Origin of the sequence: Pseudomonas sp. LS44 (assembly GCF_024730785.1) — a bacterium.
Classification (GTDB): domain Bacteria; phylum Pseudomonadota; class Gammaproteobacteria; order Pseudomonadales; family Pseudomonadaceae; genus Aquipseudomonas.
The window spans coordinates 2,620,404-2,645,403 of sequence record NZ_CP102830.1 but is presented as its reverse complement, the minus strand read 5'-3'; the positions used below and the strand labels follow the sequence as shown (position 1 = coordinate 2,645,403).

22 protein-coding genes are annotated in these 25,000 nt (G+C 63.2%); 14 read left to right on the top strand and 8 right to left on the bottom strand.

Annotated elements, in window-relative coordinates; all coding sequences use genetic code 11:
- The first annotated feature begins 73 nt into the window (after window positions 1-73).
- The 6 genes from NVV93_RS11705 to NVV93_RS11680 all read left to right on the top strand — a co-directional run bounded on the left by NVV93_RS11705 (window position 74) and on the right by NVV93_RS11680 (window position 5,969).
- Window positions 74-532: a PaaI family thioesterase gene (locus NVV93_RS11705; RefSeq protein WP_258250823.1), complete on the top strand. Its 459-nt coding sequence runs from the start codon at window positions 74-76 to the stop codon at window positions 530-532.
- Window positions 529-975, top strand: coding sequence for a PaaI family thioesterase (locus NVV93_RS11700; RefSeq protein WP_258250822.1), 447 nt, complete (start codon window positions 529-531; stop codon window positions 973-975). Before NVV93_RS11705 ends, NVV93_RS11700 begins: the two co-directional genes overlap by 4 nt.
- A 47-nt stretch (window positions 976-1,022) precedes the next feature.
- Entirely contained in the window at window positions 1,023-2,276 is a 1,254-nt protein-coding gene (locus tag NVV93_RS11695) for an MFS transporter (RefSeq protein WP_258250821.1), read from the top strand.
- Window positions 2,277-2,389: 113 nt separating this feature from the next.
- A complete protein-coding gene (gene htpG / locus NVV93_RS11690) occupies window positions 2,390-4,294 on the top strand; it encodes a molecular chaperone HtpG (protein ID WP_258250820.1) in 1,905 nt (634 codons plus the stop codon).
- Window positions 4,295-4,439: 145 nt separating this feature from the next.
- Window positions 4,440-5,216, top strand: a complete 777-nt coding sequence (locus tag NVV93_RS11685; RefSeq protein ID WP_375162929.1) for a dienelactone hydrolase family protein — start codon at window positions 4,440-4,442, stop codon at window positions 5,214-5,216.
- Window positions 5,217-5,243: 27 nt separating this feature from the next.
- Complete coding sequence (locus NVV93_RS11680) at window positions 5,244-5,969, top strand: dienelactone hydrolase family protein (RefSeq protein ID WP_258250818.1); 726 nt, start codon at window positions 5,244-5,246, stop codon at window positions 5,967-5,969.
- A 162-nt stretch (window positions 5,970-6,131) separates the two neighbouring features.
- Here NVV93_RS11680 and NVV93_RS11675 read toward each other — a convergent pair whose 3' ends face one another.
- Both NVV93_RS11675 and NVV93_RS11670 read right to left on the bottom strand, forming a co-directional pair.
- Window positions 6,132-6,992 (bottom strand): pirin family protein, encoded by an 861-nt coding sequence (locus tag NVV93_RS11675; protein WP_258250817.1) that lies wholly within the window; start codon window positions 6,990-6,992, stop codon window positions 6,132-6,134.
- Window positions 6,993-7,082: 90 nt separating this feature from the next.
- Window positions 7,083-7,940: an ABC transporter substrate-binding protein gene (locus tag NVV93_RS11670; protein ID WP_258250816.1), complete on the bottom strand. Its 858-nt coding sequence runs from the start codon at window positions 7,938-7,940 to the stop codon at window positions 7,083-7,085.
- A gap of 142 nt (window positions 7,941-8,082) precedes the next feature.
- Here NVV93_RS11670 and NVV93_RS11665 point away from each other — a divergent pair, with 142 nt between their 5' ends.
- From NVV93_RS11665 to NVV93_RS11630, 8 genes are all read left to right on the top strand, one after another.
- Window positions 8,083-9,069, top strand: a complete 987-nt coding sequence (locus NVV93_RS11665) for an amidohydrolase family protein (protein WP_258254349.1) — start codon at window positions 8,083-8,085, stop codon at window positions 9,067-9,069.
- A 79-nt stretch (window positions 9,070-9,148) separates the two neighbouring features.
- A complete protein-coding gene (locus NVV93_RS11660) occupies window positions 9,149-9,628 on the top strand; it encodes a DUF3859 domain-containing protein (RefSeq protein WP_258250815.1) in 480 nt (159 codons plus the stop codon).
- Between the two features lie 233 nt (window positions 9,629-9,861).
- Window positions 9,862-11,298, top strand: coding sequence for a PLP-dependent aminotransferase family protein (locus NVV93_RS11655; protein ID WP_258250814.1), 1,437 nt, complete (start codon window positions 9,862-9,864; stop codon window positions 11,296-11,298).
- Window positions 11,299-11,451: 153 nt separating this feature from the next.
- The gene (locus NVV93_RS11650) at window positions 11,452-13,209 is read left to right on the top strand and encodes a VWA domain-containing protein (RefSeq protein ID WP_258250813.1); all 1,758 of its coding nucleotides are present in this window, start codon (window positions 11,452-11,454) and stop codon (window positions 13,207-13,209) included.
- 20 nt (window positions 13,210-13,229) lie between these two features.
- A complete protein-coding gene (locus tag NVV93_RS11645) occupies window positions 13,230-13,799 on the top strand; it encodes an RNA polymerase sigma factor (RefSeq protein WP_258254348.1) in 570 nt (189 codons plus the stop codon).
- Entirely contained in the window at window positions 13,796-14,437 is a 642-nt protein-coding gene (locus NVV93_RS11640) for a hypothetical protein (RefSeq protein WP_258250812.1), read from the top strand. Before NVV93_RS11645 ends, NVV93_RS11640 begins: the two co-directional genes overlap by 4 nt.
- 64 nt (window positions 14,438-14,501) lie before the next feature.
- The gene (locus tag NVV93_RS11635) at window positions 14,502-15,047 is read left to right on the top strand and encodes a hypothetical protein (protein ID WP_258250811.1); all 546 of its coding nucleotides are present in this window, start codon (window positions 14,502-14,504) and stop codon (window positions 15,045-15,047) included.
- A 258-nt stretch (window positions 15,048-15,305) separates the two neighbouring features.
- Complete coding sequence (locus NVV93_RS11630) at window positions 15,306-15,803, top strand: VOC family protein (protein ID WP_258250810.1); 498 nt, start codon at window positions 15,306-15,308, stop codon at window positions 15,801-15,803.
- Window positions 15,804-15,863: 60 nt separating this feature from the next.
- Here NVV93_RS11630 and NVV93_RS11625 read toward each other — a convergent pair whose 3' ends face one another.
- The 6 genes from NVV93_RS11625 to atuC all read right to left on the bottom strand — a co-directional run bounded on the left by NVV93_RS11625 (window position 15,864) and on the right by atuC (window position 24,996).
- On the bottom strand, window positions 15,864-17,690 hold the full coding sequence (locus tag NVV93_RS11625; RefSeq protein ID WP_258250809.1) for a long-chain-acyl-CoA synthetase: 1,827 nt from the start codon (window positions 17,688-17,690) through the stop codon (window positions 15,864-15,866).
- 190 nt (window positions 17,691-17,880) lie between these two features.
- Window positions 17,881-18,705, bottom strand: coding sequence for an NAD(P)-dependent oxidoreductase (locus NVV93_RS11620; RefSeq protein ID WP_258250808.1), 825 nt, complete (start codon window positions 18,703-18,705; stop codon window positions 17,881-17,883).
- A 156-nt stretch (window positions 18,706-18,861) separates the two neighbouring features.
- Window positions 18,862-20,850 carry a geranyl-CoA carboxylase subunit apha gene (atuF, locus tag NVV93_RS11615; RefSeq protein ID WP_258250807.1) on the bottom strand — a complete coding sequence of 663 codons (1,989 nt, stop codon included), beginning with the start codon at window positions 20,848-20,850 and terminating at the stop codon, window positions 18,862-18,864.
- Window positions 20,851-20,983: 133 nt separating this feature from the next.
- Window positions 20,984-21,778, bottom strand: a complete 795-nt coding sequence (locus NVV93_RS11610; protein ID WP_258254347.1) for an enoyl-CoA hydratase/isomerase family protein — start codon at window positions 21,776-21,778, stop codon at window positions 20,984-20,986.
- A gap of 131 nt (window positions 21,779-21,909) precedes the next feature.
- Window positions 21,910-23,067 (bottom strand): citronellyl-CoA dehydrogenase, encoded by a 1,158-nt coding sequence (gene atuD, locus NVV93_RS11605; protein WP_258250806.1) that lies wholly within the window; start codon window positions 23,065-23,067, stop codon window positions 21,910-21,912.
- A gap of 312 nt (window positions 23,068-23,379) precedes the next feature.
- Window positions 23,380-24,996 (bottom strand): geranyl-CoA carboxylase subunit beta, encoded by a 1,617-nt coding sequence (atuC, locus tag NVV93_RS11600; RefSeq protein ID WP_258250805.1) that lies wholly within the window; start codon window positions 24,994-24,996, stop codon window positions 23,380-23,382.
- Between the last annotated feature and the right edge of the window lie 4 nt (window positions 24,997-25,000).

Genomic DNA, 25,000 nt, shown 5'->3' with positions numbered 1-25,000 from the left:
AATGGTTGACTGCATGTCACCCCTGGGTGGAGCGGGTATGATGCGCGCTTTTTGCGCCCCCTGAGACTAGACGATGAGTGATAACTTGATTATCGAGCGTGCCCAACGCTTTCTAACAGTCCTGCGCCACTGTCAGGTGCTGGGCATGAGCGTGCACTCAACCACAGGCGCCGGCCTCACCCTGCGCTTGCCCTACAGCGAGTCCATTATCGGCAACCCCGAGACTGGGGTGATCCATGGTGGCGCTATCACCACCCTGATGGACACCACTTGTGGCATTTCCACCGTCTGCGTCCTGCCGGATTTCGAGATCTGCCCAACGCTCGATCTGCGCATCGACTACATGCATCCAGCTGAACCGTACAAAGATGTCTACGGATTTGCCGAATGCTACCGAGTGACGCCGAATATCATCTTCACTCGCGGTTACGCCTATCAGGACGATCCGAATCAGCCGATTGCCCATGTAGTCGGGACTTTCATGCGCATGGGCAAGACCACAGGCAATAACTCTTCGGGGGCTACGCAATGAGCGATCTGAATCTCAATAAGCTAGTCGCCGAAGCCCACGAGAAGAACAACTACGACGCACTGCTTAGCTTGACGCCATACGCCAAGCTGCTCGGCATCGAATGCCTGCGTCTCGGCGATGACATGGTGTTTCGCCTACCGGCCAATAAAGACAGCATCGGCAATCCGGTGCTGCCGGCCATTCATGGCGGGGTGATCGCCGGCTTCATGGAGCACTCGGCGATGCTGCATTTGCTGATGTTTATGGGCACACCACATTTGCCAAAAATCATCGACTTCTCGATAGATTACCTGCGTGCAGGTCACTATCGTGACACCTACGCCCAGTGCCAGGTGTGGCGACAAGGTCGTCGGGTCGCCAACGTAGCGATCACCGCCTGGCAGACTACTCAAGCTGAACCCATCGCCACGGCGCGCGCGCATTTCAAAGTTGATGAACCTTGAACCGCTCCCGCCCCTGAGCAGGTCGGCCCACGCATAAGGAATACCGGATGGATGCGCTGTTGATCCTCGGCGGTTTGCTGTTGATTCTTGCCGGGCTGGTCTGGCTGGTCATGCTGGCTTTTGGTACCAGCCTGCTGTGGGGCATCGGTAGTTTGTTGCCGCCGCTGACCGTGCTGTATGTGCTGCGGCACTGGCGGGTGGCGCGCAAGGCGGTGGTGCTCGGTGCATTGGGCTGCATTCCATTGGTGGTGGGTCTGACCATGCTGGCCAGTAACGATCCGCAGCGCCTGGAAGCGATCTTGAGCTTGCGCTGGCTGAAGCCGCAGGTGCAAACGCCGGCGGAGCTGACCATACAGTTGCGCGGCGAGCTCAATGGTCAGCCATTCGCGCCGCAGCAAGGCGAATTGATCGATGGCACCTTGATTCTGCGCGAAGGCCAGGATTTTTTTGCCCGCCGCGAGATCAGCATCCGCCTGCCGCAACCGGTCAAGGGCGCCGTCCAGGTGGATGTGCTGCCGCAAGATCGCGGGGCTTTACCGGAAGTGCAGGTCAGCTGGTTGCTACCGGAGCAGGAGCTGCCCGAGGCGCGGCGCCTCAGTCACGGCTACACCCTGCATCTGAAGCTCGAGCCACAGGCGCCGAACAAGTTGGTCGGGGCGTTTCATCTGGTTCTGCCGCCGCAGTTCAAGACCACCTTGAGTGGTCGAGTCGAGCTGTTCAGCAATCGTCTGCGCTATATCGATGGCCGGGTCGATACCCGCCATGACTCGCGGGATACGCTGCTCTACGTCATCGACAACTACCTGCAGCGGCGTTTCGCGACGCGCGCCGTGCAGATCGTGAATCTGCCGCCGATCAGCCTGCCGGCCGAGAAGCTCGACGTGCAGATTGATGCACGCATCGATGGCCAGTCGCAGCATCTGCCCATCCTGCTGCACAAGACTTCAGCCAAAGGTTGGCGTGTCGATGGCGATCATTTTCAGCCCTTGCCCCAGGTAGCCAACAGCGCAACCGTTGGCGCGGGCTCTTCGATCGCCACTAGTGCTGCCGCGGCGCCCAGCATCCGTCCGGTGGATCGCCGCTCGCGCTTCAGTCTGGCTCGTCTGCAAAGCAACCCAGGGCAGTATCAGAATCTCGCCATGCGCGTGTTGACCGAGCGCGGCGCGCAAGCGGAAGGGCGCTTCCGTGGCATCGATACCCAAGGGCAAATCATCATCCAGCGCAACCTGGGTGGCCCCGGTGCCGCCAGCTTTGCCCTGCGTCCCGAAGAAATCAGCAGCATCGAACTGCTCGAGCCCTGAGCTCGGGCAGCATCGACTGTTTGGCTAAGCACTTGAAATGCCAGTCGTTGCCCCCATCTGCATGACATCCGCCGCGTTAGCGGTTTATGCCATCTGAGTGGAGTTAGACGACCATGAGTGTGGAAACTCAAAAAGAAACACTGGGCTTCCAAACCGAGGTGAAGCAACTGCTTCATCTGATGATCCATTCGCTGTACTCCAACAAGGAAATTTTCCTTCGCGAATTGATCTCCAACGCCTCCGACGCAGTCGACAAACTGCGCTTCGAAGCCTTGGCCAAGCCTGAGTTACTGGAAGGCGGCTCCGAGCTGAAGATTCGCGTGTCCTTCGATAAAGACGCGAAAACCGTCACCCTCGAAGACAACGGCATTGGCATGAGCCGCGAAGACGCGATTGCCCACCTGGGCACTATCGCCAAGTCCGGCACTGCAGACTTCCTGAAAAACCTCTCCGGCGATCAGAAGAAGGATTCGCACCTGATCGGTCAGTTCGGCGTGGGCTTCTATTCGGCTTTCATCGTGGCCGACAAAGTCGACGTCTTCAGTCGCCGTGCGGGCTTACCGGCTGGCGAAGGCGTGCATTGGTCATCGAAAGGCGAGGGTGATTTCGAAGTCGCCACCGTCGACAAGGCCGAACGCGGCACGCGCATCGTCCTGCATCTGAAAAGCGGCGAAGAAGAGTTCGCCGATGGTTGGCGCCTGCGCAACATCGTCAAAAAGTATTCCGACCACATCGCGCTGCCGATCGAACTGCCGAAAGAGCACCACGGTGAGGAGAAGGACAAGCCGGCGGAAGCCGAATGGGAGACCGTCAACCGCGCTAGCGCGCTGTGGACCCGTCCGCGCACCGAAGTGAAAGACGAGGAATACCAGGAGTTCTACAAGCACGTCGCCCATGACTTCGACAACCCGCTGGCCTGGAGTCACAACAAGGTCGAGGGCAAGCTGGAGTACAGCTCGCTGCTCTACGTGCCGGGCCGTGCGCCATTCGACTTATACCAGCGCGAGGCGCCCAAGGGCCTCAAACTGTATGTGCAGCGCGTGTTCATCATGGACCAGGCCGACGAGTTCCTGCCGCTGTACCTGCGCTTCATCAAGGGCGTGGTCGATTCCAACGACCTGTCGCTGAACGTCTCGCGCGAGATCCTGCAGAAGGACCCGGTGATCGACTCGATGAAGTCGGCGTTGACCAAGCGCGTACTCGACATGCTCGAGAAGCTGGCGAAGAACGAACCGGAGCAATACAAGGGCTTCTGGAAGAACTTCGGGCAGGTGCTCAAAGAAGGCCCGGCGGAAGACTTCGCTAACAAGGAGAAGATCGCCAGCCTGCTGCGCTTCGCCTCCACCAGCGATGAAAGCGGTGAGCAAAGCGTCTCGCTGGCCGACTATCTGGGCCGCGTCAAGGAAGCCCAGGACAAGGTCTACTACCTGACTGGCGAGAGCTATGCGCAGGTCAAGAACAGCCCACACCTGGAGGTCTTCCGCAAGAAAGGCATCGAGGTATTGCTGCTCACCGACCGCATCGACGAGTGGCTGATGAGCTACCTCACCGAGTTCGACGGCAAGCAGTTCGTCGATGTCGCCCGTGGCGATCTCGATCTCGGCAAGCTGGACTCGGAAGAGGACAAAAAAGCCCAGGAAGAAGTCGCCAAGGCCAAAGAAGGTCTGGTCGAACGCCTGAAAACCGCGCTGGGTGAAGAAGTTGCCGAAGTCCGGGTGTCGCATCGCCTGACCGACTCGCCGGCGATTCTGGCGATTGGCGAGCAGGATCTTGGCCTGCAGATGCGCCAGATTCTCGAAGCCAGTGGACAGAAAGTGCCGGACTCGAAGCCGATCTTCGAGTTCAATCCGGCGCATCCTCTGATCGAGAAGCTGGACGCCGAGCCGGACGAGGAGCGCTTCGGCGAGTTGTCGCGCATCCTCTTCGACCAGGCCGCCCTGGCTGCCGGCGACAGCCTGAAAGACCCGGCCGCTTACGTGCGCCGCCTCAACAAGCTGCTGGTCGAACTGTCCGCGTAATACCTGGCTGAGTGTTGAAGAAGCCGCCTACCGCTACCGGTAGGCGGCTTTTTTATTGCGCGGCGGTTCCTACCCGGTAATGCCATGGACAGCGGCTACCCTGTGTATTCCCCTTATTGCAGGAGAGCAGGCCATGAATCGATTCATGCCGCTGTTATTCGCCGGTCTGGCTGGGCTGGCCGGCCACGCGCAGGCCGCAGTGCAAAGCAAACCACTGGCTTACCAGATCGACGGGCAGCCCTTCGAAGGCGTGCTGGTCTATGACGATGCGGTAAGAAATCCGCGCCCAGGACTGTTGCTGGTGCCCAACTGGATGGGCGTCAGCGACGCGGCGGTGCGCCAGGCCAAGCTGATTGCCGCAGACCGCTACGTGATCTTTGTCGCCGACATGTATGGCAAAGCGATTCGTCCGCAAAATCCCGAGCAGGCCAAAGCCGCGGCGACTGCCGTGCGTGACGATCGGCCGCTGATGCGCAAGCGTGCGCAGGCGGCGGCTGACGTGCTGAGCGGGCAGAAGGAGGTGGCGCTGGACAGCGGAAAACTCGCCGCCATCGGCTTCTGCTTCGGCGGCGGGACGATTCTCGAACTGGCGCGCTCGGGAGCGCCGCTCAAGGCCTTCGTGTCCTTCCATGGCAACCTCGACACCCCCAATCCGCAGGATGCGCAGCAGATCAAAGCCCCCGTGCTGGTCTTGCATGGCGCGGATGATCCTTCGGTACCGCCAGCGCAGGTGAGCGCTTTCATTGCCGAAATGAGCGCGGCCAAGGCCGATTGGCAACTGGTCAGCTATGGCAATGCGGTGCATTCGTTCACCGATCCGGATGCCAAAGTCCCGGGCCGCAATCAATATAATCCGCAAGTTACGGCCCGGGCCTATCGGGCCATGAACGATCTTTTTGACGAGAGATTCGCCGGCGATTGAGCCGGTCAACCGTTCCTAGGAGGCAACATGAGTCAGATCAGCAATCGCCCCGTCAGTTACATCGTCGGGGGACAGGACTTCGAAGGTCAGCTGCTATTCGATGCCGCCGTGCAACAGCCACGTCCCGGCTTGTTGATGGCGCCGAACTGGATGGGGATCGGCGATGGCGCCATTGAAATCGCCAAGCAGGTCGTCGCGCAGGGTTATGTGGTGTTTATCGCCGACCTCTACGGCGAAGGCGTACGGCCGCAGGACGCCACCGCCGCCAGCGCGGCGATGATGACCGTCATCGACAAGGCCGGCGCGCTGCGGCAGCGCATGCAGGCCGCCCTGGAAACCTTCAAGGCGCAGCCTGACGTGGCGCTCGATACCTCCCGGCTAGCCGCATTCGGCTTCTGTTTTGGTGGCCACTGCGCCCTGGAATTAGCACGTTCCGGTGCGGCGTTGCGGGCTAGCGTGTCGTTCCACGGCACGTTGAGCACCCAAGATCCGGCGGACGAGAAGAACATCCAAGGTGCGGTGCTGGTGCTCGATGGCGCCTCCGATCCGCTGGTACCGCGCACGCAACTGACCGATTTCGCCGCGGAAATGACTGCCGTCAATGTCGACTGGCAGCTCACCAGCTATGGCGGCGCGTGCCATTCCTTCACCGACCCGCAAGCCAATGTGCCGGGCAAGATGCAATACGACGCGAAGATCGCCAAGCGTGCATTTGCGGCGATGTATGCCTTGCTCGACGAAGTATTTGCCTGACACTTTCCATGGCGTGTAGGAGCGAATTCATTCGCGATCAGGCCAGGGCCGGGCTGCGTAGGTGGAGCGCAGCGATACCCATTGCCGGTTGTTGGGCATCGCTGCGCTCAGCGCCAACCTACAAATGCCGGTGCATTCGCGATCTGGGCAAAACACCGGCGATCAACGTGGCAACTCGATGCGTTCGATCTCGCCCGGGACCGGCGGCCAATCACCGGCGGCCCAGCGCTGTTTGGCTTGCTCGATCAGTGCCGGGTCGCTGGCGAGGAAGTTCCAGTTCATGCGCCGCGGGCCGAGCGGCGCGCCGCCGATCATCACCAGTCGACTGCCCGTGCAAGCGCTGAGGGTGAAGGTTTCGCCCTCTGGCAACACGAGCATGCCGTGCATTGGCAGCGGTTCGTCGTCCAGCAAGACTTCCCCTTCGAGCAGATACACCGCGCGCTCCGGATGTTCGTCAGGAATCGCCAGCGTGGCACCGGCGTCCAGCTGTAGTTCGGCGTACAGCGTCGGCGAGCGTACCGGTACTGGCGATTGCAGGCAGAAGCCTTGGCCGGCGATCAGGCAGATGCGCACCCCGAGGGCTTCGCTGACCGGCAGGCTGGCAGCGGGATGATGGCTGTAGCTCGGTTCGCCCTGTTCGTCGACTTCCGGCAGAGCCAGCCACAGCTGCAGGCCATGTAGGCGCGAGCCGCTACGCAGCAACGACTCCGGCGTGCGCTCGACGTGGGCGACGCCGCGGCCAGCGGTCATCCAGCTGACATCGCCGGGTTTCACCTGCTGGTCGGAGCCGAGGCTGTCTTTGTGCCGCAATTCGCCCTCAAATAAATAGGTGAGGGTGGACAGGCCAATATGCGGATGCTGGCGGATATTCACCCCGCGACCGGGCGCATAGGCGGTCGCCAGCATATGGTCGAAGAACACGAAGGGGCCGACGCTCCGGCGTAGCGCTGACGGCAGCAGACGCAGGATCGGCTGGCCTTCGACATCCTCGGCGCGCGGTTGGATCAGGATCAGGTTGGTCATGAGCAGCTCTCGCGGCAGGTTGTGCACAGAGCATAACGGGTGCTTGGCCATTGCAAGCAAGGCGCACTACAGCGGCAGGCGGCGGGCCGGTTAAGGGTGATACCAGAGTTCGGGTCGGTCGAGGGGCAGGGTGTCAGGCAGCAGCGGATTGTCCAGTTCGATCACCCGGCGCTGAGGCAGATGCAGCTGCTTTAGCGTCAGCGCGAAGTAACTCTGGAACAGACGCTCGAAGCTGCCGTCGGTGATGGCTGCTTCCAGGCCGCGGCGAATGGTTTCGGCCAGCTCCGGCCGCTGGCGCGAGGTGAAGTAGTAGAGGGCGCTGGGGTAGTGCAGCACCAAATGTTTGTCGATGGCGATGTTCAGGCCCTCGGCGCTGACGCGTTGCTGTTCCTGCTGGACCATCACGGCTTCCAGCGGGAACAGATCGAAACGCTTGGCGGCGAGCATATCGAACAAGCCTGGATAGGCCGGGCTGACTTCTACCTGCTGACCATTGGCGCGCAGGATGGCGGTGTCTGGCCAGTCGCTGCGCTGGCCAATGCGTAGCGTGGCCAGCGCGGCGCGATCACTGATATTGGCCAGTAACTCGCGCTGATCGCCGCGGATCAGTGGAATGCGCCAGCCAATCAGGCCTTTGTAGATCGGGATGCGGATCGGCAGCAGCGTGGCTTCACGCTCGCGGGTGGTCATCGTCCAGATGACCTGCACTTGGTTGTCGTTGTGCTCCAGCGAATAGCGAGCTCTGCTCGGCGACATGGGCTGCGGCGAGGCTTGCAGCAGGTAGTCGCCGCCGCCTTTCTCCAGGGCCAGACGGAGCAACTCGACTGCGTAGGTTTGCGGATTTACCCCGCGCTGATGCAGTGGATAGGTCAGGTACTCGCTTGCCGCGACCGCAAAAGCGGCGAGCAGGGCCAGGCACAGGCAGGAGAGGCGGCAGAGCATGGACATCCGTTGATCCATAGCTAAAGTGCCAGCATACCCGGTGGCCTCGCGGTTCAACAATCCATGAACCACGCTCCTGCGCAACGGGTCTACCACTGCGCAAAACCGCTCAAGGAGGACAGGTTTGATCGTTTTCCGTTCGATTCTCATGTTGCTGATATGCCTCTGCGTATTCAGCGCCGAGGCGCGCGATTACCGCTACAGCGATGCCCATCTGCATTACGTGGACTTCTTCCAGGAAAGCGAAGGCATGACCAAGCTGCTTGCCGCGATGGACGCCAATAACATCGAGCACGTCATGCTTTCCGGCATTCCGGTGGCCAAGAAATGGCATGAGGATGAACCCAAGCGACCGCGCTATTACGCCGGCGACGACGCGGCCGCCTATTGGTATAGCGCTACCGATGTGATCGTCGCGGCGGCGCTCAAGCAATTGCCAGCCGAGCAGCGCCGGCGCTTGCATCCATTCCTGTCCGGCTTCAATCCCAACGACAAGAACTCCGATGCGCATATTCGGCGCATGCTCGAGCTCGACCCCGGCCTCTGGCAGGGCATCGGCGAAGTGTTCACGCGCCACGACGATCTCACCTCATTGATCGAAGGCAGCACCCCGCGCGCCAATAACGAGGCGATGATTCGCGTCTACCACTTGGCAGCCGAGTACGACCTGCCGGTGCTGCTGCACGCCAACATCACCTCCAAGCGCGAGCGCAATCCGCTGTACCTCAAGGAAGTCGAGGAGCCGCTGCGTAACCATCCGCATGTGCGCTTCATCTGGGCCCACGCCGGTAGCAGCATGGAAATCCACCGCCATCAGCCCAAGCTGGAATTCCTTCTGCCGACCTTGCAGCGGCTGCTCGAGGCTTATCCGAATCTGTATATCGATCTGTCCTGGTCGTTGCTCACGCCCTATCTACTCGACGCGCAGGGCCGGCCCGATGCTGAGTGGCTCGAGCTGGTCACTCGCTATCCCGAGCGCTTCATGGTCGGTTCCGATGTGGTCGGCCGCTTCGACAGCCTTGGCGAGCTGATGCACGGCTTCGACCCATTTCTCGATGCGCTACCCGAAGTGGTGGCACGCAAGGTCGCCCGCGACAATTTTCTCGCCATCCTGCCGCGCAAGGCGCAGCGCTGACGGCGGGCGGCCTTCAGGCTGTCATCAGACTGTCATGCCATCGTCATAGCCTCGCGCCATCCCAATCAAGGAGTGCGTGATGCGATATCCCCGTTTGAGTGTGCTGGCTGCGTTGTTGTCGATGACCGGTCTGGTCCACGCCGAAATGGCCCAAGCCGAAGTGCGCGTCGATGGACCGGTCGAGTACGGCATTTTCATCAGTCAGGCGAAAGACCTGCAGCCCGGTGAGCGCGTGCTGATGCGCAGCAATCAGCAGATCGAGCGCAGCGAAGTGATCCCGGCGCAACTCGGCACCAAGTTTGGCCTGCGCTTCAGCCTGAGCGGCAAACGTGTCGACGATACGCCGCTGACCCTGCTGTATCTGACGCCGGGCCTGACCACGCCGGATGGCGTGCGCCACGACAAGTTCGAGCTGGTGCAGAAAATGGTCGCCGGCGCGCCGCAGGACATCATGGCCTTCGAGTTCAGCGAGCAATACGAGATGGTGCCTGGCGAATGGCGCTTCCTGGTGTTTCAGGGCGATCGCAAGCTAGCCGACCAGCGTTTCACCGTACGCTGAATCGACCCGTCAACCGGAGCGGCAGCGGCGCGATACAGTTGGCCGGAATTCAATATGGGCCGCGCGCGCCGCGCCGCTCGCAAATATTGCCAAGGCTGCCCAGAACACCCGTTTTAGAGCGATACGGTATTGGCCGCACGCGCTCTGTATCGCTGACAATCCCCCAATCTGTACCGGTGCAATTTTGGTGAGTTCCGCTACTGTATCGGTCCAGTGATCGGAGGGAAGCGCGCATGACTAATCTGTTGCTCTATCAGCGTATTGCTCAGCAATTGGCCGAGGACATTCGCCGTGGCGTATTTCAGCCGGGCGAGCGAGTGCCATCGGTACGCAAGATGAGTCAGCAGCTCAGTGTCAGCCACGCCACGGTGCTTCAGGCCTATGCCAATCTGGAAGATCAGGGCCTGATTCGCGCGCGCCCGCAATCCGGCTACTACGTCCACGAAACCCCAGCCCTCACCGCGCTGACTCCAGATATCGCTCGGGTCGAGCGTCCGGGTCTGGTGACCCGCAGCAGCATCATCAATCAGGTGCTCACCGAGGCGCGCCGCGAGGGGGTCTTACCTTTCGGTGCCGCCGTGCCGCATGTCGATTATCTGCCCGTGCGCGCGCTGCATCAGCAACTGGCCAAGGTCACGCGGTTTCAGAGCCCGCGCGCCTTCAGCTACATGTTCAGCCCCGGTTTCGAGCCGCTGCGCCGTCAGGTGGCGATCCGCATGCGCGATGCCGGCGTGGTGGTCGATCCGGCCGAAGTAGTGATCACCCACGGCTGCGTGGATGCGCTGCAGATGTCGCTGCGGGTGTTGACCAAGCCGGGCGACCTGATCGCCGCTGAATCGCCGACCTATTACGGCCTGCTGCAACTGGCCGACCTGCTGGGCCTCAAGGTCATCGAGATCCCCAGCGACCCGACCACCGGCATCAGTCTGGAGGCCCTGCAACTGGCGGCCAACCAGTGGCCGGTCAAGGCGCTGGTGCTTACTGCCCGGCTCTCCAATCCGCTCGGTGGCACCATTCCCGAGGACCGGCAGAAACAGCTGCTGCGCCTGGCCAAGGACTTCGATATTCAGATCATCGAGGACGATATCTATGGCGAACTGATGTTCGAGCCGGGACCCACCAAGGCGCTGAAATCGCAGGATCGCGAGGGACGCGTGGTGTACTGCTCGAGCTTCTCGAAAACCCTCTCACCCGGGGTGCGCATCGGCTGGATCATCGCCGGCAAGCATCAGGCGGAGATCGAGCGGTTACAAACCTTCAGCACTTATTCGGCATGCAGCGTCACGCAGATGGGCGTGACCGCGTACCTGGAAAACGGTGGTTACGACCGCCATTTGCGCTACATCCGTCAGGAGTACCGCAAAAACCTCAGCGCCTTCCAGCTGGCGGTGCAGCAGTTTTTCCCCGAGGGCACGCAGATGACCCGGCCCAAGGGCGGTTTTATCCTGTGGATCAGCCTACCGGCACGGGTGAATACCAAGGACCTGCACATGCGCGCCCTGCAGCAAGGTATCAGTATCGCGCCGGGGCTGATCTTCAGTAATACCGAGCAGTTCAACCATTGCATCCGCCTGAACTGCGGCATGCCATGGAACCGGGAAACCGAGCGTGCGCTGATGACTCTCGGCATGCTGGCCGCGCAGCTGTGCCAGGAAGTCGGTTTGAGCTAAGCCAGCGGTAGCCCGGATGTAATCCGGGAAACGGCTTGTACGCCTCCCCGGATTGCATCCGGGCTACTTACTACTCGTTAAGCGGTTAACCCGAATCATCGAAACCTTGCGTCTACTGCGGTGAATGGATCAATCCTTCCCTGGAGACGCATCATGGCCACGTCCCTTACCGTTGCCCGTCAACCCTTGCTGTGCGGCCTGTTGCTGGGCTTGGCGGCCTGCGGCGGTACACAATCCGAGACGCCCAACACCCACTCGTCCGCCCGGCCGGCAGCCGCACCCATGGCGGAGCAAGCTCGCGTGCAGGTCGAGCAAGCCAGGCAGATCGACAGCAAAGCGCTGGCGCGCGAAAGCTTCGCCACCCGGCCGATGCCAGTTCTGGTGGCACCGGCGGCCCCAGCAGCGCTGGCCGATGCCATGACCAGCGGCTATCGCGACGTCTACCGCGAGCAGTATCAACAGCTCGCCGACAACCCGGTACAGGCAGTAGCCGACGCGCCGGTGTCGACCTTCAGCATCGATGTGGATACCGGCAGCTATGCCAATGTGCGGCGCCTTCTCAATGACGGCCGTTTGCCGCCGGCAGAAGCGGTGCGCCTGGAAGAGCTGGTCAACTATTTCCCCTATGCCTATCCGCTGCCGCAGGGTGACGCGCTGTTCGGTGACGCGCCGTTCGGCGTGAGCACCGAACTGGCGATTACCCCGTGGAATCCGCAGTCGCGGTTGCTGCGGGTGGCGATCAAGGCTTCGGACACCACGATTGAGCGCCTGCCGCCGGCCAACCTGGTGTTTCTGGTCGATGTATCCGGCTCGATGGATCGTCGCGAAGGTCTGCCGCTGGTGCAGAGCACCTTGAAGCTGCTGGTCGATCAGTTGCGCGGCGAAGACAAGGTCTCGCTGGTGGTCTACGCCGGTGAGTCGCGAGTGGTGCTGCAACCTACGTCAGGCACCGACAAGGCGAAGATTCACGCCGCCATCGAACAACTCAGTGCGGGCGGATCGACCGCCGGCGAATCGGGCATCAAGCTGGCCTACCAACAGGCCCAGCAAGGCTTTATCGAAGGCGGCATCAACCGCATCCTGCTGGCCACCGACGGCGACTTCAACGTCGGCATCAGTGATTTCGAAACCCTCAAGCAATTGGCCGCCGACAAGCGTAAAAGCGGCGTGTCGCTGACCACCCTGGGCTTTGCCACTGACAACTACAACGAGCGGCTGATGGAGCAGCTGGCCGATGCCGGCGACGGCAACTACGCCTATATCGACAACCTGCGCGAGGCACGCAAGGTGCTGGTCGAGCAGTTGGCCTCGACGCTCGCGGTGGTGGCCAGGGACGTCAAGTTGCAGGTCGAATTCAATCCCGCACAGGTCAGCGAGTACCGTCTGCTCGGCTATGAAAACCGCGCGCTCAAGCGGGAAGATTTCAGCAACGACAAAGTCGACGCTGGAGAAATTGGTGCCGGCCACGTAGTCACTGCGCTGTACGAAATAGTCCCGGTCGGCGCCAAGGGTTGGCTGGAGCCGCTGCGCTATCAGCGCGCCCAGGCGTCTGCGTCCACGGATTCCGAGCTGGCGTGGTTGCGCATCCGCTACAAGGCGCCGCAGGGTGGCGCTAGCAAGCTGCTCGAAGTGCCGATCAAGGCAGCAGCAGTGCAACCGATAGCCGAATCCAGCGATGATTTGCGCTTTGCCGCGGCGGTGGCCGCTTTCGCTCAGCAACTCAAGGGTGGTCAATACACCGGCGCCTTCGACTTCGCCGAGACGATTGCGTTGGCCCGGACCGCCAAGGGTGACGATCGCTTCGGCTTACGCGCTGAGTTCATTCAACTGGCCGAGCTGGCCGGCAGTCTGCACACTTCAACGGGCAATACGTCCAGCGCAAGCCTTCCAACCACCAGCAAGGTCCAGTGAATGTGACTGTCCCAAGCGTAATGCCCGGCGACGCGCAGCTGCTGCAGCGTTACCGGAGTGGCGATAGCGAGGCCTTTGGCGTGCTGTATGCGCGCCATCGGCTTGGCCTGTTTCGCTTCCTTTGCGGCCTGTGCGGCGACCCGGCGCTGGCCGAAGAGGTGTTCCAGGACACCTGGCTGAGCCTGATTCGTAGCGACAGCGAATTGCGCGAAGCGGTGCAGTTCAAGACCTGGCTGTATCAGATCGCCCGCAATCGATTGATCGACCATTGGCGCAAGCAAGGTCGTCATCAGGCGCTGCATGACCAATATGACGAGCAGCAGCACGGCGAACCCGATACGTCCTCCAGCCCGGATCAGCAGCTCGGCCTGGCGCGGGATCAGCAGCGGTTGCAGGCCGCGCTGGACGATCTACCGGCCGAACAGCGCGAGGTTTTTCTGTTGCGTGCGCATGGCAATCTGGAGCTGGGCGAGATTGCCGAACTGACCCACACCCCGGCGGAAACGGTGAAAAGCCGGCTGCGCTATGCCGTGCAAAAGCTGCGGCGCTTGCTCGCCGATCCGACCGTCGCCGAGGAGTTATCCGTATGAACCATGATCAACACCAGTCGGACAACGAACGGCAGTTGGAGCAGCAATTGCTCGGCCATTTCCGCACGCACAGCCAGGGTGAACCTTCGGCACAGATTGATGCACGCATCCTCGCGGCGGCCCGTGCACAGCGGCCGACCGAACGCGCACCGAACTGGCTGCAGCGCACGAGCACCTGGTTATCGGGCGGCAATGCGCGACGCCAGCGTTGGCCATTGGCGCTGGCCGGCGTGGCGTGTCTGGGGATTGGCATCAGCCTGACCTGGCGCACGCTGGAACAGGCGCCGGCCAGTTACGACGCGATGCCCGCACCCATGAGCGCTCCGCCAGCGCCAAGTCCTGCCAGCGCGCCGTTACGTGAGTCGCAGGCCGAGATGGCCAGCCAGGCCAAGGCCCTGGAGTCGCCCGCACAAGCGCAGGCCAAGCGGGAAATGCGCAAGCCGGTGGTCGCCGAACCAGCGCCGTCGGCATTCGCGGACACTCAGGTGGACGAGCCGCAAGACAGTCTGCGCCGGCTGTTGCAGCTACGTCGCAGCGGACAGGACAAGCAGGCCGAAGCGCTGCGCCAGCAACTGCAGCGCGACTACCCGCAACTGGATATCGCCGCCGCTCTGAAAGCTCTGGAACAGCAGCCTTGAGAGCTTGTCAGCACGGCTATGGCGGGCCAGCATATAGGCGTCTTTTGCCTGCAGATGAACTTTGATGAGCGCGAAACGAACCCTTGGTCTGCTGTTGATGGTCCTGGCCCTTGGTGCTTGCGACGATGGTGTGCCGCCAGTGCCCAAGGTGCCGCCCAGTGCACCGGTGCCGAAACCACCGACGACTGCGCCGCAGGAGGCCGGCAAGTCGGAACTGGTAATTAAGCAGGCGCCTGCCTCGGTGGAGGAAACGCCGGTGCCTAAGGCCAGCCTCGACCCCGGTTTGGCTAACAAACCCGCGGAGAAACCGGCGGAATCCAAGGTCGCCAAGCCGGATTTGGAGGTCAAAGAGGCGCCCAAGTCCGCGCAAGAAAAGCCATTGCCGCAAGCCACGCTCGACCTGCGTCTGCCCAAGGAGTTGGTGGATAGCCTGGAGCACGAGGTACCCGTGCCGGAAGAGCCGAAGCCGCTGCTACCGCCCATGTTCGCGCCCAAAGAGCCGAGCGAGGGGCCTTTCCAACTGAATGGCAAACTGATCACCAATGATCGGGAAGACGACTATCTACGCTCCGTCGAAGGTGCGGAACTGCAATTCGAGTTCAAGCAATAGCGACGCTGCTGAGTAGGGTTGTCGATCTGCGGGCAGCACAAACGACTAGTGGCCTGTGCGGTTAATTGGTTATCTCAAGTTCGGATGGCTGAGGCTCTGAGACAAGGCGCCGCGACGAGTCATAGCAGGGCTATGGCGAGGAGCGGTAACGCAGTATCAGGGTCTCAGGCGCCGAAATTGACTAACTGAATTAACCAAACAGGCCACTAACTGGTAATCGCGGCCACAGTGGCCCGACTCCATCCGAGGAAGCGTGCCATGCCAGCGTTGCAGAAGATTAGTCCCTGCCTATGGTTCGACGACCAGGCCGAACAGGCCGCGAAGTTCTACACCGGCATCTTTAATAATTCGCGCATCGTCACGATTAGCCACTACGGTGAGGCCGGGCAGGAGATCCATGGCCGGCCAGCAGGCTCGGTGATGACCGTTGCCTTCGAGTTGGACGGCCAACTATTCACCGCGCTCAATGGCGGGCCGGTATTCACCTTTAACGAAGCCATTTCGCTGCAAGTGTTCTGCGCCACGCAGGCAGAGCTGGATTACTGCTGGGCGCGGCTTGCCGAGGGCGGCCCTGTCGAAGCGCAGCAGTGCGGCTGGGTCAAGGACAAATACGGAGTGTCCTGGCAGATCGTGCCTAGCACGTTGATGGACTTGGTCAGCGACGCCGACCGGGAAAAATCCCAGCGGGTCATGACGGCCTTGCTGCAGATGAAAAAGCTCGATATCGCCGAGCTGGAGCGGGCTTACGCCGGCTGACACGTGAAACGCTGGGTATCGGCAGTTCAGCCGCGACCCAGCCTGGGCTGCGGGTGTCGATCAAAACCCGTAGTCAGCGTTGCCAATCGCGCGATGCAGGACCTCATCAATTTCTGCATAGGCGTGGCTGCCGGGCAGGCGGACGAACAGCGGATCGTCGGTCGCCTGCGGATCGAAGCCGACTTTCTTCAGGTCGACCTTCTTGTACTTGAAGGTGCCGGTAGTCTCCACGTGGCTGAGCAGGCGCAGGAACAGCGGCACGGCATAGGCGGGTAGCTCGCGGTCCAGATGCGCGGCCAGGGCTGTGCGGTCCAGCTCAGTACCTTCGCTCAAACGCAGTGCGGCCATCCCACAGCGGCCGTTGGTGCCGGGAATTTCCACGCCGTAAACCACCGCGTCCTCGATGCCGGGAAAGGCAGCGATGATGCTCTCGACTTCGGTGGTGGAGACGTTCTCGCCTTTCCAGCGGAAGGTGTCGCCGAGGCGGTCGACGAACTGGGCGTGCTTGAAGCCGATGTCGCGCATCAAGTCACCGGTGTTGAACCAGGCGTCACCTTTCTTGAACACATCGCGGAAGATCGCCGCCTCGCTCTTGCTCGGGTCGGTGTAGCCATCGAACGGCCACTTGTCGGTGATTTCGCTGATCAGCAGACCGGGCTCGCCCTTGTTGGCCTTGGCCATGAAGCCCTTGGCGTCGCGCACCGGGCGATCGGCGTCCAGGTCATAGCGGACGATGGCGTAGGGCGCCGGGGAAAACCCCACGGTGTTGTCGAAGTTGAACACGTTGGTGAAGCCGATGTTGCCCTCGCTGGAGGCGTAGAACTCCATGACCCGTTTGATGCCGAAGCGCGCCTTGAAGTCGTTCCAGATCGACGGGCGCAGGCCGTTGCCGATCATGCAGGTGAGGGTGTTGCCGTGTTCTTCAGTGCATTCGGCGTGATTGAGCAGGTAACGGCACAGCTCGCCGATATAGCCGAAGCAGGTGGCGCGATACTCGGCGACGTCCTTCCAGAAGGCGCTGGCCGAGAACTTGCGGCGCAGGGCAATGGCCGCGCCACCAGCCAGCGCGGCGCTCCAGCACACGGTGACGGCGTTGTTGTGGTAACAGGGAAGGGTCAGGTAAAGCACGTCCTCGGGGGTAAGACCGAGACCGGAATGTCCGAAGCCGCCGTAAGCCTTGATCCACTTGCCGTGGCTGAGGATCGACGCCTTGGGCAGCCCGGTGGTGCCGGAGGTGTAGATCAGGAAGCAGGCGTCCTTCATGCGCACCTGGGTGCTGCTCGGCAGGTTACCGTCGGCCTGGCCACGCGCCAGCAGGGCGAGGTTCTGCCAGCCGGCCGGTGCCGTGCCGGCCTCGGCCAGGGTGTCGCAGTCGGCCAGCCAGTAGCAGTAGCGATGGGCGTTATCGACCTCGCCTCGGACGCTGTCGAACACTACCTGCAGCTCTTCGCCAACCACAAAGTGGCTGGGGTTGACCAGGTTCAGACTGTGGGTGAGCACGTTGCCGCGCTGGGTGGTGTTGATCAGCGCGCCGGCGGCGCCGAGCTTGGCTAGCGCGGCCAGCACGGCGAGGATTTCCAGGCGATTTTCGAGCATCACCGCGACCACGCTGCCGTGCTGCACCCCCTCGGCCTGCAGGGCGTGCGCCAGGCGGTTGGCCCAGGCGTTGAAGGCGGCGTAGCTGAGGCGTCGCTGCTCCTGGATGACGGCCGGATGCTCCGGGTAGCGCTGTGCGGCGCGCTCCAGCGCCCAGGCCAGCGAGAGGTTCTTCTCGCGGTTGCGGATGGCGGTGTAGTAGAGGCCGAGCACCGCGCGTGGGGCGCGGGCGAGGGCGGACGGCAGGCGGCCTAGGAAGCGGGTGGTGGTGATCAGGTCGGCGTTGGGCATGGCGCTCGCGCTTGTTGTTGTGGGCGATCTTGCCAGTGACCAATGTAACGGTGACCGATTGCGGCTGCTATGACCCCGGCGCAGGCGGCGTCGGGCAGATCGGCAAATACGTGGCCGAGGGCGAAGCAGGGTCGATAGTCACCCCTCTCCCGTTTACGGGAGAGGGGTAGGGGGGAGAGGGCTACTGCGCTCAGTCGAGGAACAGATCGGTAGCCAGCTTGCCGCCAGCGGGATCGTAGCGGTAGTGCTCGAAGTCGCTGACGCCTTGTTCGGCGAGGATTTCGTCGTCGATCAACAGGCGCCCGGTGATGCTGCGCTCGGTGCTGGAGAGGATGGCGTAGGCCGCGTCGGCCATGATTTCCGGCTTGCGCGCGTACTTGAAGATGTCGCGCCCGCCCAGCTCGAACTCGATGGCGGCGGTGGCGATGATGGTCCGCGGCCACAGGGCGTTGACGCTGATGCCGTACTTCTTGAACTCGTCGCTCATGCCCAGGGTGAGCATGCTCATGCCGTACTTGGTGACGGTGTACGGGCCGTGCTGGGCGAACCATTTGCTCGCAAGGTTGAGCGGCGGCGACAGGCTGAGGATGTGGCCGTTGCTGCTTTGTTTCAGGTAGGGCAGCGCCGCCTGGCTGCAGACCATCACCGCGCGGGTGTTGATCTGGAACATCAGGTCGAAGCGCTTGGGTTCGAGCTTCTCGACGCCGACCAGCTTGATCGCCCCGGCGTTGTTGACCAGCGCGTCGATGCCGCCGAAGTGCTCGGCGGCCTTGGCCATGGCTTCGCGCACGGCGTTCTCGTCGCGCACGTCGACTTGCAGGGCCAGTGCCTTGCCGCCGGCGGCCTCGACTTCCGCTGCGACGCTGAAGATGGTGCCTTCGAGCTTGGGATGCGGCTCGGCGCTTTTCGCCGCGATGACGATGTTGGCGCCATCACGCGCAGCGCGCAGGGCGATTTCGCGGCCGATGCCACGGCTGGCGCCGGTGATGAACAGGGTTTTGCCTTGCAGGGACATGGGGCCTCCTGGTTGTCGATGGTTCCCATGCTCCGGCGTGGGAACCGGTTCGGGGACGCTCTGCGTCCCCTGAGACGCGGAGCGTCTCGGGCGGCATTCCCACGCGGAGCGCGGGAACGATCAGCTAAAAGCCTTGCGGTGGATGGAGGACGTTCTTTACGCCTCCTGGGCCTCCACCTCCACCAGCACCTGGCGGTTCTTCACCTGGTCACCCTTGCTCACCTGGATGCGGCGGATCACGCCGTCGACCCCGGCCTTGAGCGGGTGTTCCATCTTCATCGCTTCCAGCACCAGCAGCAGCTGGCCCTTGTCGACCTTGTCGCCTTCGCTGACCAGCACCTCGACGATCGCGCCATCCATCGGCGCCTTGACCGTGCCGGAGCTGGCGGCGTCCTGGCCGGCGACTGGTTCGTGGGTGACGTCGAGCAGTTCCAGGTTGCCGTTGTGGCCATACAACCATAGGCGCTCGCCGGCCAGGTGGTAGGCGAGGCGGCGGCGCACGCCGTCCAGTTCCAGTGTGGCCCAGCGACCATCGGCCGCCAGCAGGCGCAGGTCGAACTGGACATCGCCAATCCGTGCGGCGAAGCGTGGCTGCTTGCCGCTGTCTGCGACGCTGAGTTCGACGGCATGCTTGTGCTCGCCGTGCTTGAGCACGAAGCGCCAGGGCGCGTTATCGACGTTGCGCCAGCCGGCCAGGCCATGCTGGTGGGCGCGCTGCAGCGCCGAGGCCTGGTAGAGCAGGGCGGCGGCGCTAGCCAGTTCGCTAGCGGCCGGCGCTTGTGGACTGAGGCTAGGGTCGGCGGCGAAGTGCTCGCCGATAAAGGCCGTGGTGGCCTGCCCGGCGGCGAACTCCGGGTGCTTGAGCAGGTTGGCGAGAAAGCGCTGGTTGCCGTTGACGCCGAGCAGCACGCAATCCTCGACCGCGCGGACCAGCTTGCGCCGCGCCTCGTCGCGGGTCGCGCCGTAGGCGATGACCTTGGCCAGCATCGGGTCGTAGAACGGCGTCACCGGCTGGCCCTCGACCAGGCCGTGGTCGATGCGGATGCCATCCAGCAGCGCCGGCTCCCAGCGCAGCACCTCGCCGGTCTGCGGCAGGAAGTTGTGCGCGCTGTCTTCGGCGTACAGGCGCACTTCGATGGCGTGGCCGGTCAGGCGGATCTCGTCCTGCTTGAGTGGCAGCGGCTGGCCTTCGGCGACGCGGATCTGCCAGGCCACCAGGTCCTGGCCGGTGATCAGCTCGGTGACCGGGTGTTCGACCTGCAGGCGGGTGTTCATCTCCAGGAAATAGAACACGCCGCTGGCATCGAGGAGGAACTCCACCGTGCCGGCACCGACATAGTTGACCGTCGCTGCCGCCTGCACCGCCGCCTCGCCCATGGCTTTACGCAGCTCCGGCGACATCACCGGGCAGGGCGCTTCCTCGATGACCTTCTGGTGGCGGCGCTGCACCGAGCAGTCGCGCTCGCCGAGGTAGACGATATTGCCGTGGCGGTCGCCGAATATCTGGATTTCCACATGGCGCGGCTGGATCACCGCTCTTTCCAGGATCAGTTCGCCGGAGCCGAAGGCGTTCTGCGCCTCGGAGCGCGCGGTGCGCAGCTGCGTGGCCAGTTCGCCGGCCTCATGGACCAGACGCATGCCGCGTCCGCCACCGCCGGCGCTGGCCTTGATCATCAGCGGATAGCCGATGCGCAGGGCCTCGCGGGTCAGGGTCTCGTCATCCTGGGCGGCGCCTTCGTAGCCGGGGATGCAGGGCACGCCGGCCTCGAGCATGGCGAGCTTCGACAGCCGCTTGCTGCCCATCAGGTGTATGGCCTCGACGGTCGGACCGATGAACACGATGCCGGCCGCTTCGCAGGCGCGGGCGAACTCGGCGTTCTCGGAGAGGAAACCGTAGCCGGGGTGGATGGCGTCGGCGCCGGTCTTCTGCGCGGCGGCGATGATGGCGTCGATCACCAGATAGGACTGGTTGACCTGCGCCGGGCCGATGCCCACCGCCTCGTCGGCCAGTTGCACATGGCGGGCGCCGGCGTCGGCCTCGCTGAACACCGCCACGCTGCGGTAGCCCAGCTCGTGCGCGGTACGGATCACCCGGCAGGCGATCTCGCCGCGGTTGGCGATCAGGATCTTGGTGAAGGCGGGCATGTCGTTATGAACTCCTGATTCTCAAGCCACTCGATTCGGTACCCTCTCCCATTCATGGGAGAGGGCTAGGGAGAGGGTTGCGTTGCCGGGCTCCCTCTCCCCCGGCCCCTCTCCCGTAAACGGGAGAGGGGAGTCATTCGGCCCACTTAGGCGCGCGTTTCTGCACGAAGGCCATGGTCCCCTCGGCACCTTCCTCTCCGGTCACCGCCACGGCGAACAGCTTGGCGGCATGGTCGAGCACGGCATCCAGCGGTTCGGTTTCGGTGGCCAGCAGCAGCGCCTTGGTCGCCGCGTTGGCCTGCGGCGCGCAGTGGCGGACCTGCTCCAGGACCTGTGCCAGGCGTAGCGCGATGGCTGCGTCGTCAGCCTCGCAGAAGTGCACCAGGCCCAGGCGCAGGGCTTCCAATCCGTCGAAGCGCGCAGCGGTCAGCGCCAGGCGACGGGCCTGGGTCAGGCCGATGCGCTTGGCCACGAAGGGCGCGATCTGCGCCGGGAGGATGCCGAGGGTGGTTTCCGGCATGCCGAACTTGGCGTTGGCGCGGGCGATGGCGATGTCGGAGACGCAGGCCAGGCCGAAGCCGCCGCCCAGCACCGCGCCTTCCAGCACGGCGATCAGCACCAGTGGCGCGGCTTGGGCTTCCTCCAGCAGGCTGCCGAAGGCACGGTTGAGCTCGCGGTAGGCGTCGACGCCCTTGCTGCGCGCGCCGGCCATGTCCTTGATATCGCCGCCGGCGCAGAAATGCCCGCCGGCACCACGCAGCACCAGGGCACGCACGCTGCGCGCGTCGCGCAGCGTGGCGAGCACGGCGCGCAGTTCCTGGACCATCGCCAGGCTCATGGCGTTGCGGCTGTCCGGGCGGTTGAGGGTGACGTGCAGCACGCCGCCTTCGAGCGCCAGCAGCAGGGTTTCGGTGGTGGGCAGTTCCATCATCGCAAGCCTCGGTTCGGTGATCGTTCCCACGCTCCAGCGTGGGAATGCCTCTGGCGGCGCTCCTGCGCCGTTGGGACGCGGAGCGTCCCGGTATGGGTTCCCACGCGGAGCATGGGAACCATCGGGTATCACTTCTTCTTGCCCGGCAGGGTGCCCATCAGCTTGCAGATGATGCCGAGCATGATCTCGTCGGCGCCGCCGCCGATGGAGGCCAGGCGGGTGTCGCGGTAGGCGCGCGAAACTGGGTTGTCCCACATGAAGCCCATGCCGCCCCAGTACTGCAGGCAGGAGTCGGTGACTTCACGTGCCAGGCGGCCGACCTTGAGCTTGGCCATCGAAGCGAGGCGGGTGACGTCCTTGCCGTTGATGTACAGCTCGGTGGCCTGATAAGTGAGCGCGCGCAGCGCCTCGATCTCGGTCATCAGCTCGGCCATGCGGAAGTGGATGACCTGGTTGTCGATCAGTGCGTTACCGAAGGTCTTGCGCTCCTTGCAGTACTCGATGGTGGCGTTGACCACATACTCCAGGCCCTTGATACCGCTGGCAGCAGCGAACAGGCGTTCCTCCTGGAACTGCAGCATCTGCATCATGAAGCCGGTGCCTTCCGCGCCGATGCGGTTGCGCTGCGGCACGCGCACGTTGTCGAAGAACACCTGGGCGGTCTCCGAGCTGCGCATGCCGAGCTTGTCCAGGTGCGGGCTGAGGCTGATGCCCGGAGTGTTCATCGGCACCATGATCAGCGATTTGTTGATGTGCGGCTTGTCGTCCGAGGTGTTGGCCAGCAGGCAGATGAAATCGGCCGACGGCGAGTTGGTGATCCACATCTTGCTGCCGTTGATCACGTAGTCGTCGCCGTCCTTGCGTGCATTGGTCTTCAGCCCGGCGACATCGGAGCCGGCGCCGACCTCGGAGACGCCGATGCAGCCGACCAGGTCGCCGGCGATGGCGGGACGCAGGAACTCCTCGCGCAACTCATCGGAGCCGAAGCGCGCCAGGGCCGGGGTGCACATGTCGGTCTGCACGCCGAAGGCCATGGGGATGCCGCCGCAGGTGATGGTGCCGAACTCCTCGGTGGCGACCATCGAGTAGCTGTAGTCCAGACCCATGCCGCCAAACTTCTCCGGCTTGGAGATGCCCAGCAGGCCGAGGTCGCCGGCTTTCTTGAAGATCTCGTGGATCGGGAAGCGGCCGTCTTTTTCCCACTGGTCGACGTGCGGGTTGATTTCCTTGGCGACGAAATCACGGACGGTCTTGCGTAGCGCTTCGTGTTCGGGGGTGAAGATCATTTTGTTGTTCTCCTTGAAAGGTGTTCGTTCGCGGGCGCTGTTGGCCCTCTCCCTAACCCTCTCCCACCAGTAGGAGAGGGGACTTGTTGGTGCGTGCCGGTGAGCGAGGCGCTAGCCGGCAACGCCGAGTAACTCCCCTCTACCAGCCTTCTTTTATGAAGAGGGGCGAGGGACTGGGGGAGAGGGCGGTGCCTCTCCGGACTAACCTCAAAGCCATGTAGGGCGGGTGAAACCCGCAGGCCGCTAATCGTGTAGACGCGCGGGTTGCACCCGCCCTACGGCTGCTGTCCTCCCTCGCCATGGGAGAGGGCATCACAGCCGCGCGACCCCAAAGCTATTGCGCTTCAGCGGCCGCACTGCAGCTTCGGCACAGATATCCAGCAGGTAACCGAGCAGCTTGCGCGTGTCGCGCGGGTCGATCAGGCCGTCGTCCCACAGGCTCGCCGTGCCGTACAGCGCGGTGGCCGAGCTGTCGAGCTTCTGTGCAGTCATCTGCTCGAGCATGTCGAGCATCTTCGGGTCGGCTTCCTTGCCTTCCTTGGCGTGCTTTTCCTCGGTGACGATGCGCAGCACCTTGCCGGCCTGCGCGCCGCCCATCACCGCGGTCTTGCTGTTCGGCCAGGCGAAGATGAAGCGCGGGTCGAGGCCACGCCCGCACATGGCGTAGTTGCCGGCGCCGTAGGAGCCGCCGACCACCAGGGTCAGCTTCGGCACGCTGGCGTTGGCCACCGCCTGGATCAGCTTGGAGCCGTGCTTGATCACGCCGAGCTGTTCCGCTTCGGTACCGACCATGAAGCCGGTGGTGTTGTGGAAGAACAGGATCGGCGTGTTGCTCTGCTCACACAGCTGGATGAACTGCGCCGCCTTGACAGCGCCTTGCGGGGTGATTGGCCCGTTGTTGCCGATGATGCCGCACGGCTGGCCTTCGATCTGCAGGTGGCCGCAGACGGTCTGGCTGTCGAACTCGTTCTTGAAGTCGAGGAACTCCGAGCCGTCGGCGATGCGCGCGATGATCTCGCGCACGTCGTAGGGCTTCTTGGCGTCGGCCGGGACCACGCCGAGCAGTTCCTCGGCCGGGTACAACGGTTCCTTCCAGGTCTTCTGCGGGCGCAGCGGCAACTGGGCGTTCCACGGCAGCATGGCGAGGATCGAGCGGGCCAGGCGCACGCCGTCGGCATCGTTCTCGGCCAGGTATTCGGCAGTGCCGGCGATCTGCGCGTGCATCTCGGCACCGCCCAGTTGCTCGTCGGTGGCCACTTCGCCGGTCGCGGCTTTCAGCAGCGGCGGGCCGGCGAGGAACATCTTGGCTTTGCCGCGCACCACCACCACGTAGTCCGACAGGCCTGGCTGATAGGCTCCGCCGGCAGTGCTGGAACCGTGCACCACGGTGATCTGCGGCAGGCCCATGGCCGACATGCGCGCCTGGTTGGCGAAGCCGCGCGCTCCTTCGACGAAGATGTCCGCCGCGTAATTGAGGTTGGCGCCGCCGCTCTCGGCCAGGGTGATGATCGGCAGCTTGTTCTCGCTGGCGATCTGCTGCAGGCGCAGGGATTTCTTCAGGCCGAACGGGGCGATGGTGCCGCCCTTGATCGCACTGTTGTTGGCGACCACCAGGACGCGCACGCCAGCGACGTAACCGATGCCGGCGATCAGCCCGCCACCCGCCTGGGTGCCGTCCTTGTCGTCATGGAACTTGTAGCCGGCCAGCGAGCACAGCTCGAGGAACGGCGCGCCGGCATCGAGCAGCAGGTTGAGGCGCTCGCGCGGCAGTAACTGGCCGCGCTTGACGAACTTCGGCTTGGCCTCGGCGGCCTTGTCCAGCACCTTCTGCTCTACTTCGCGGAAGCTGGTGACGGCGGCGAGCATGGCTTCGCGGTTCTGCGCGAAGGTTTCGCCGTGGACGTCCAGTTCGGATTGGATCACCGGCATCGGC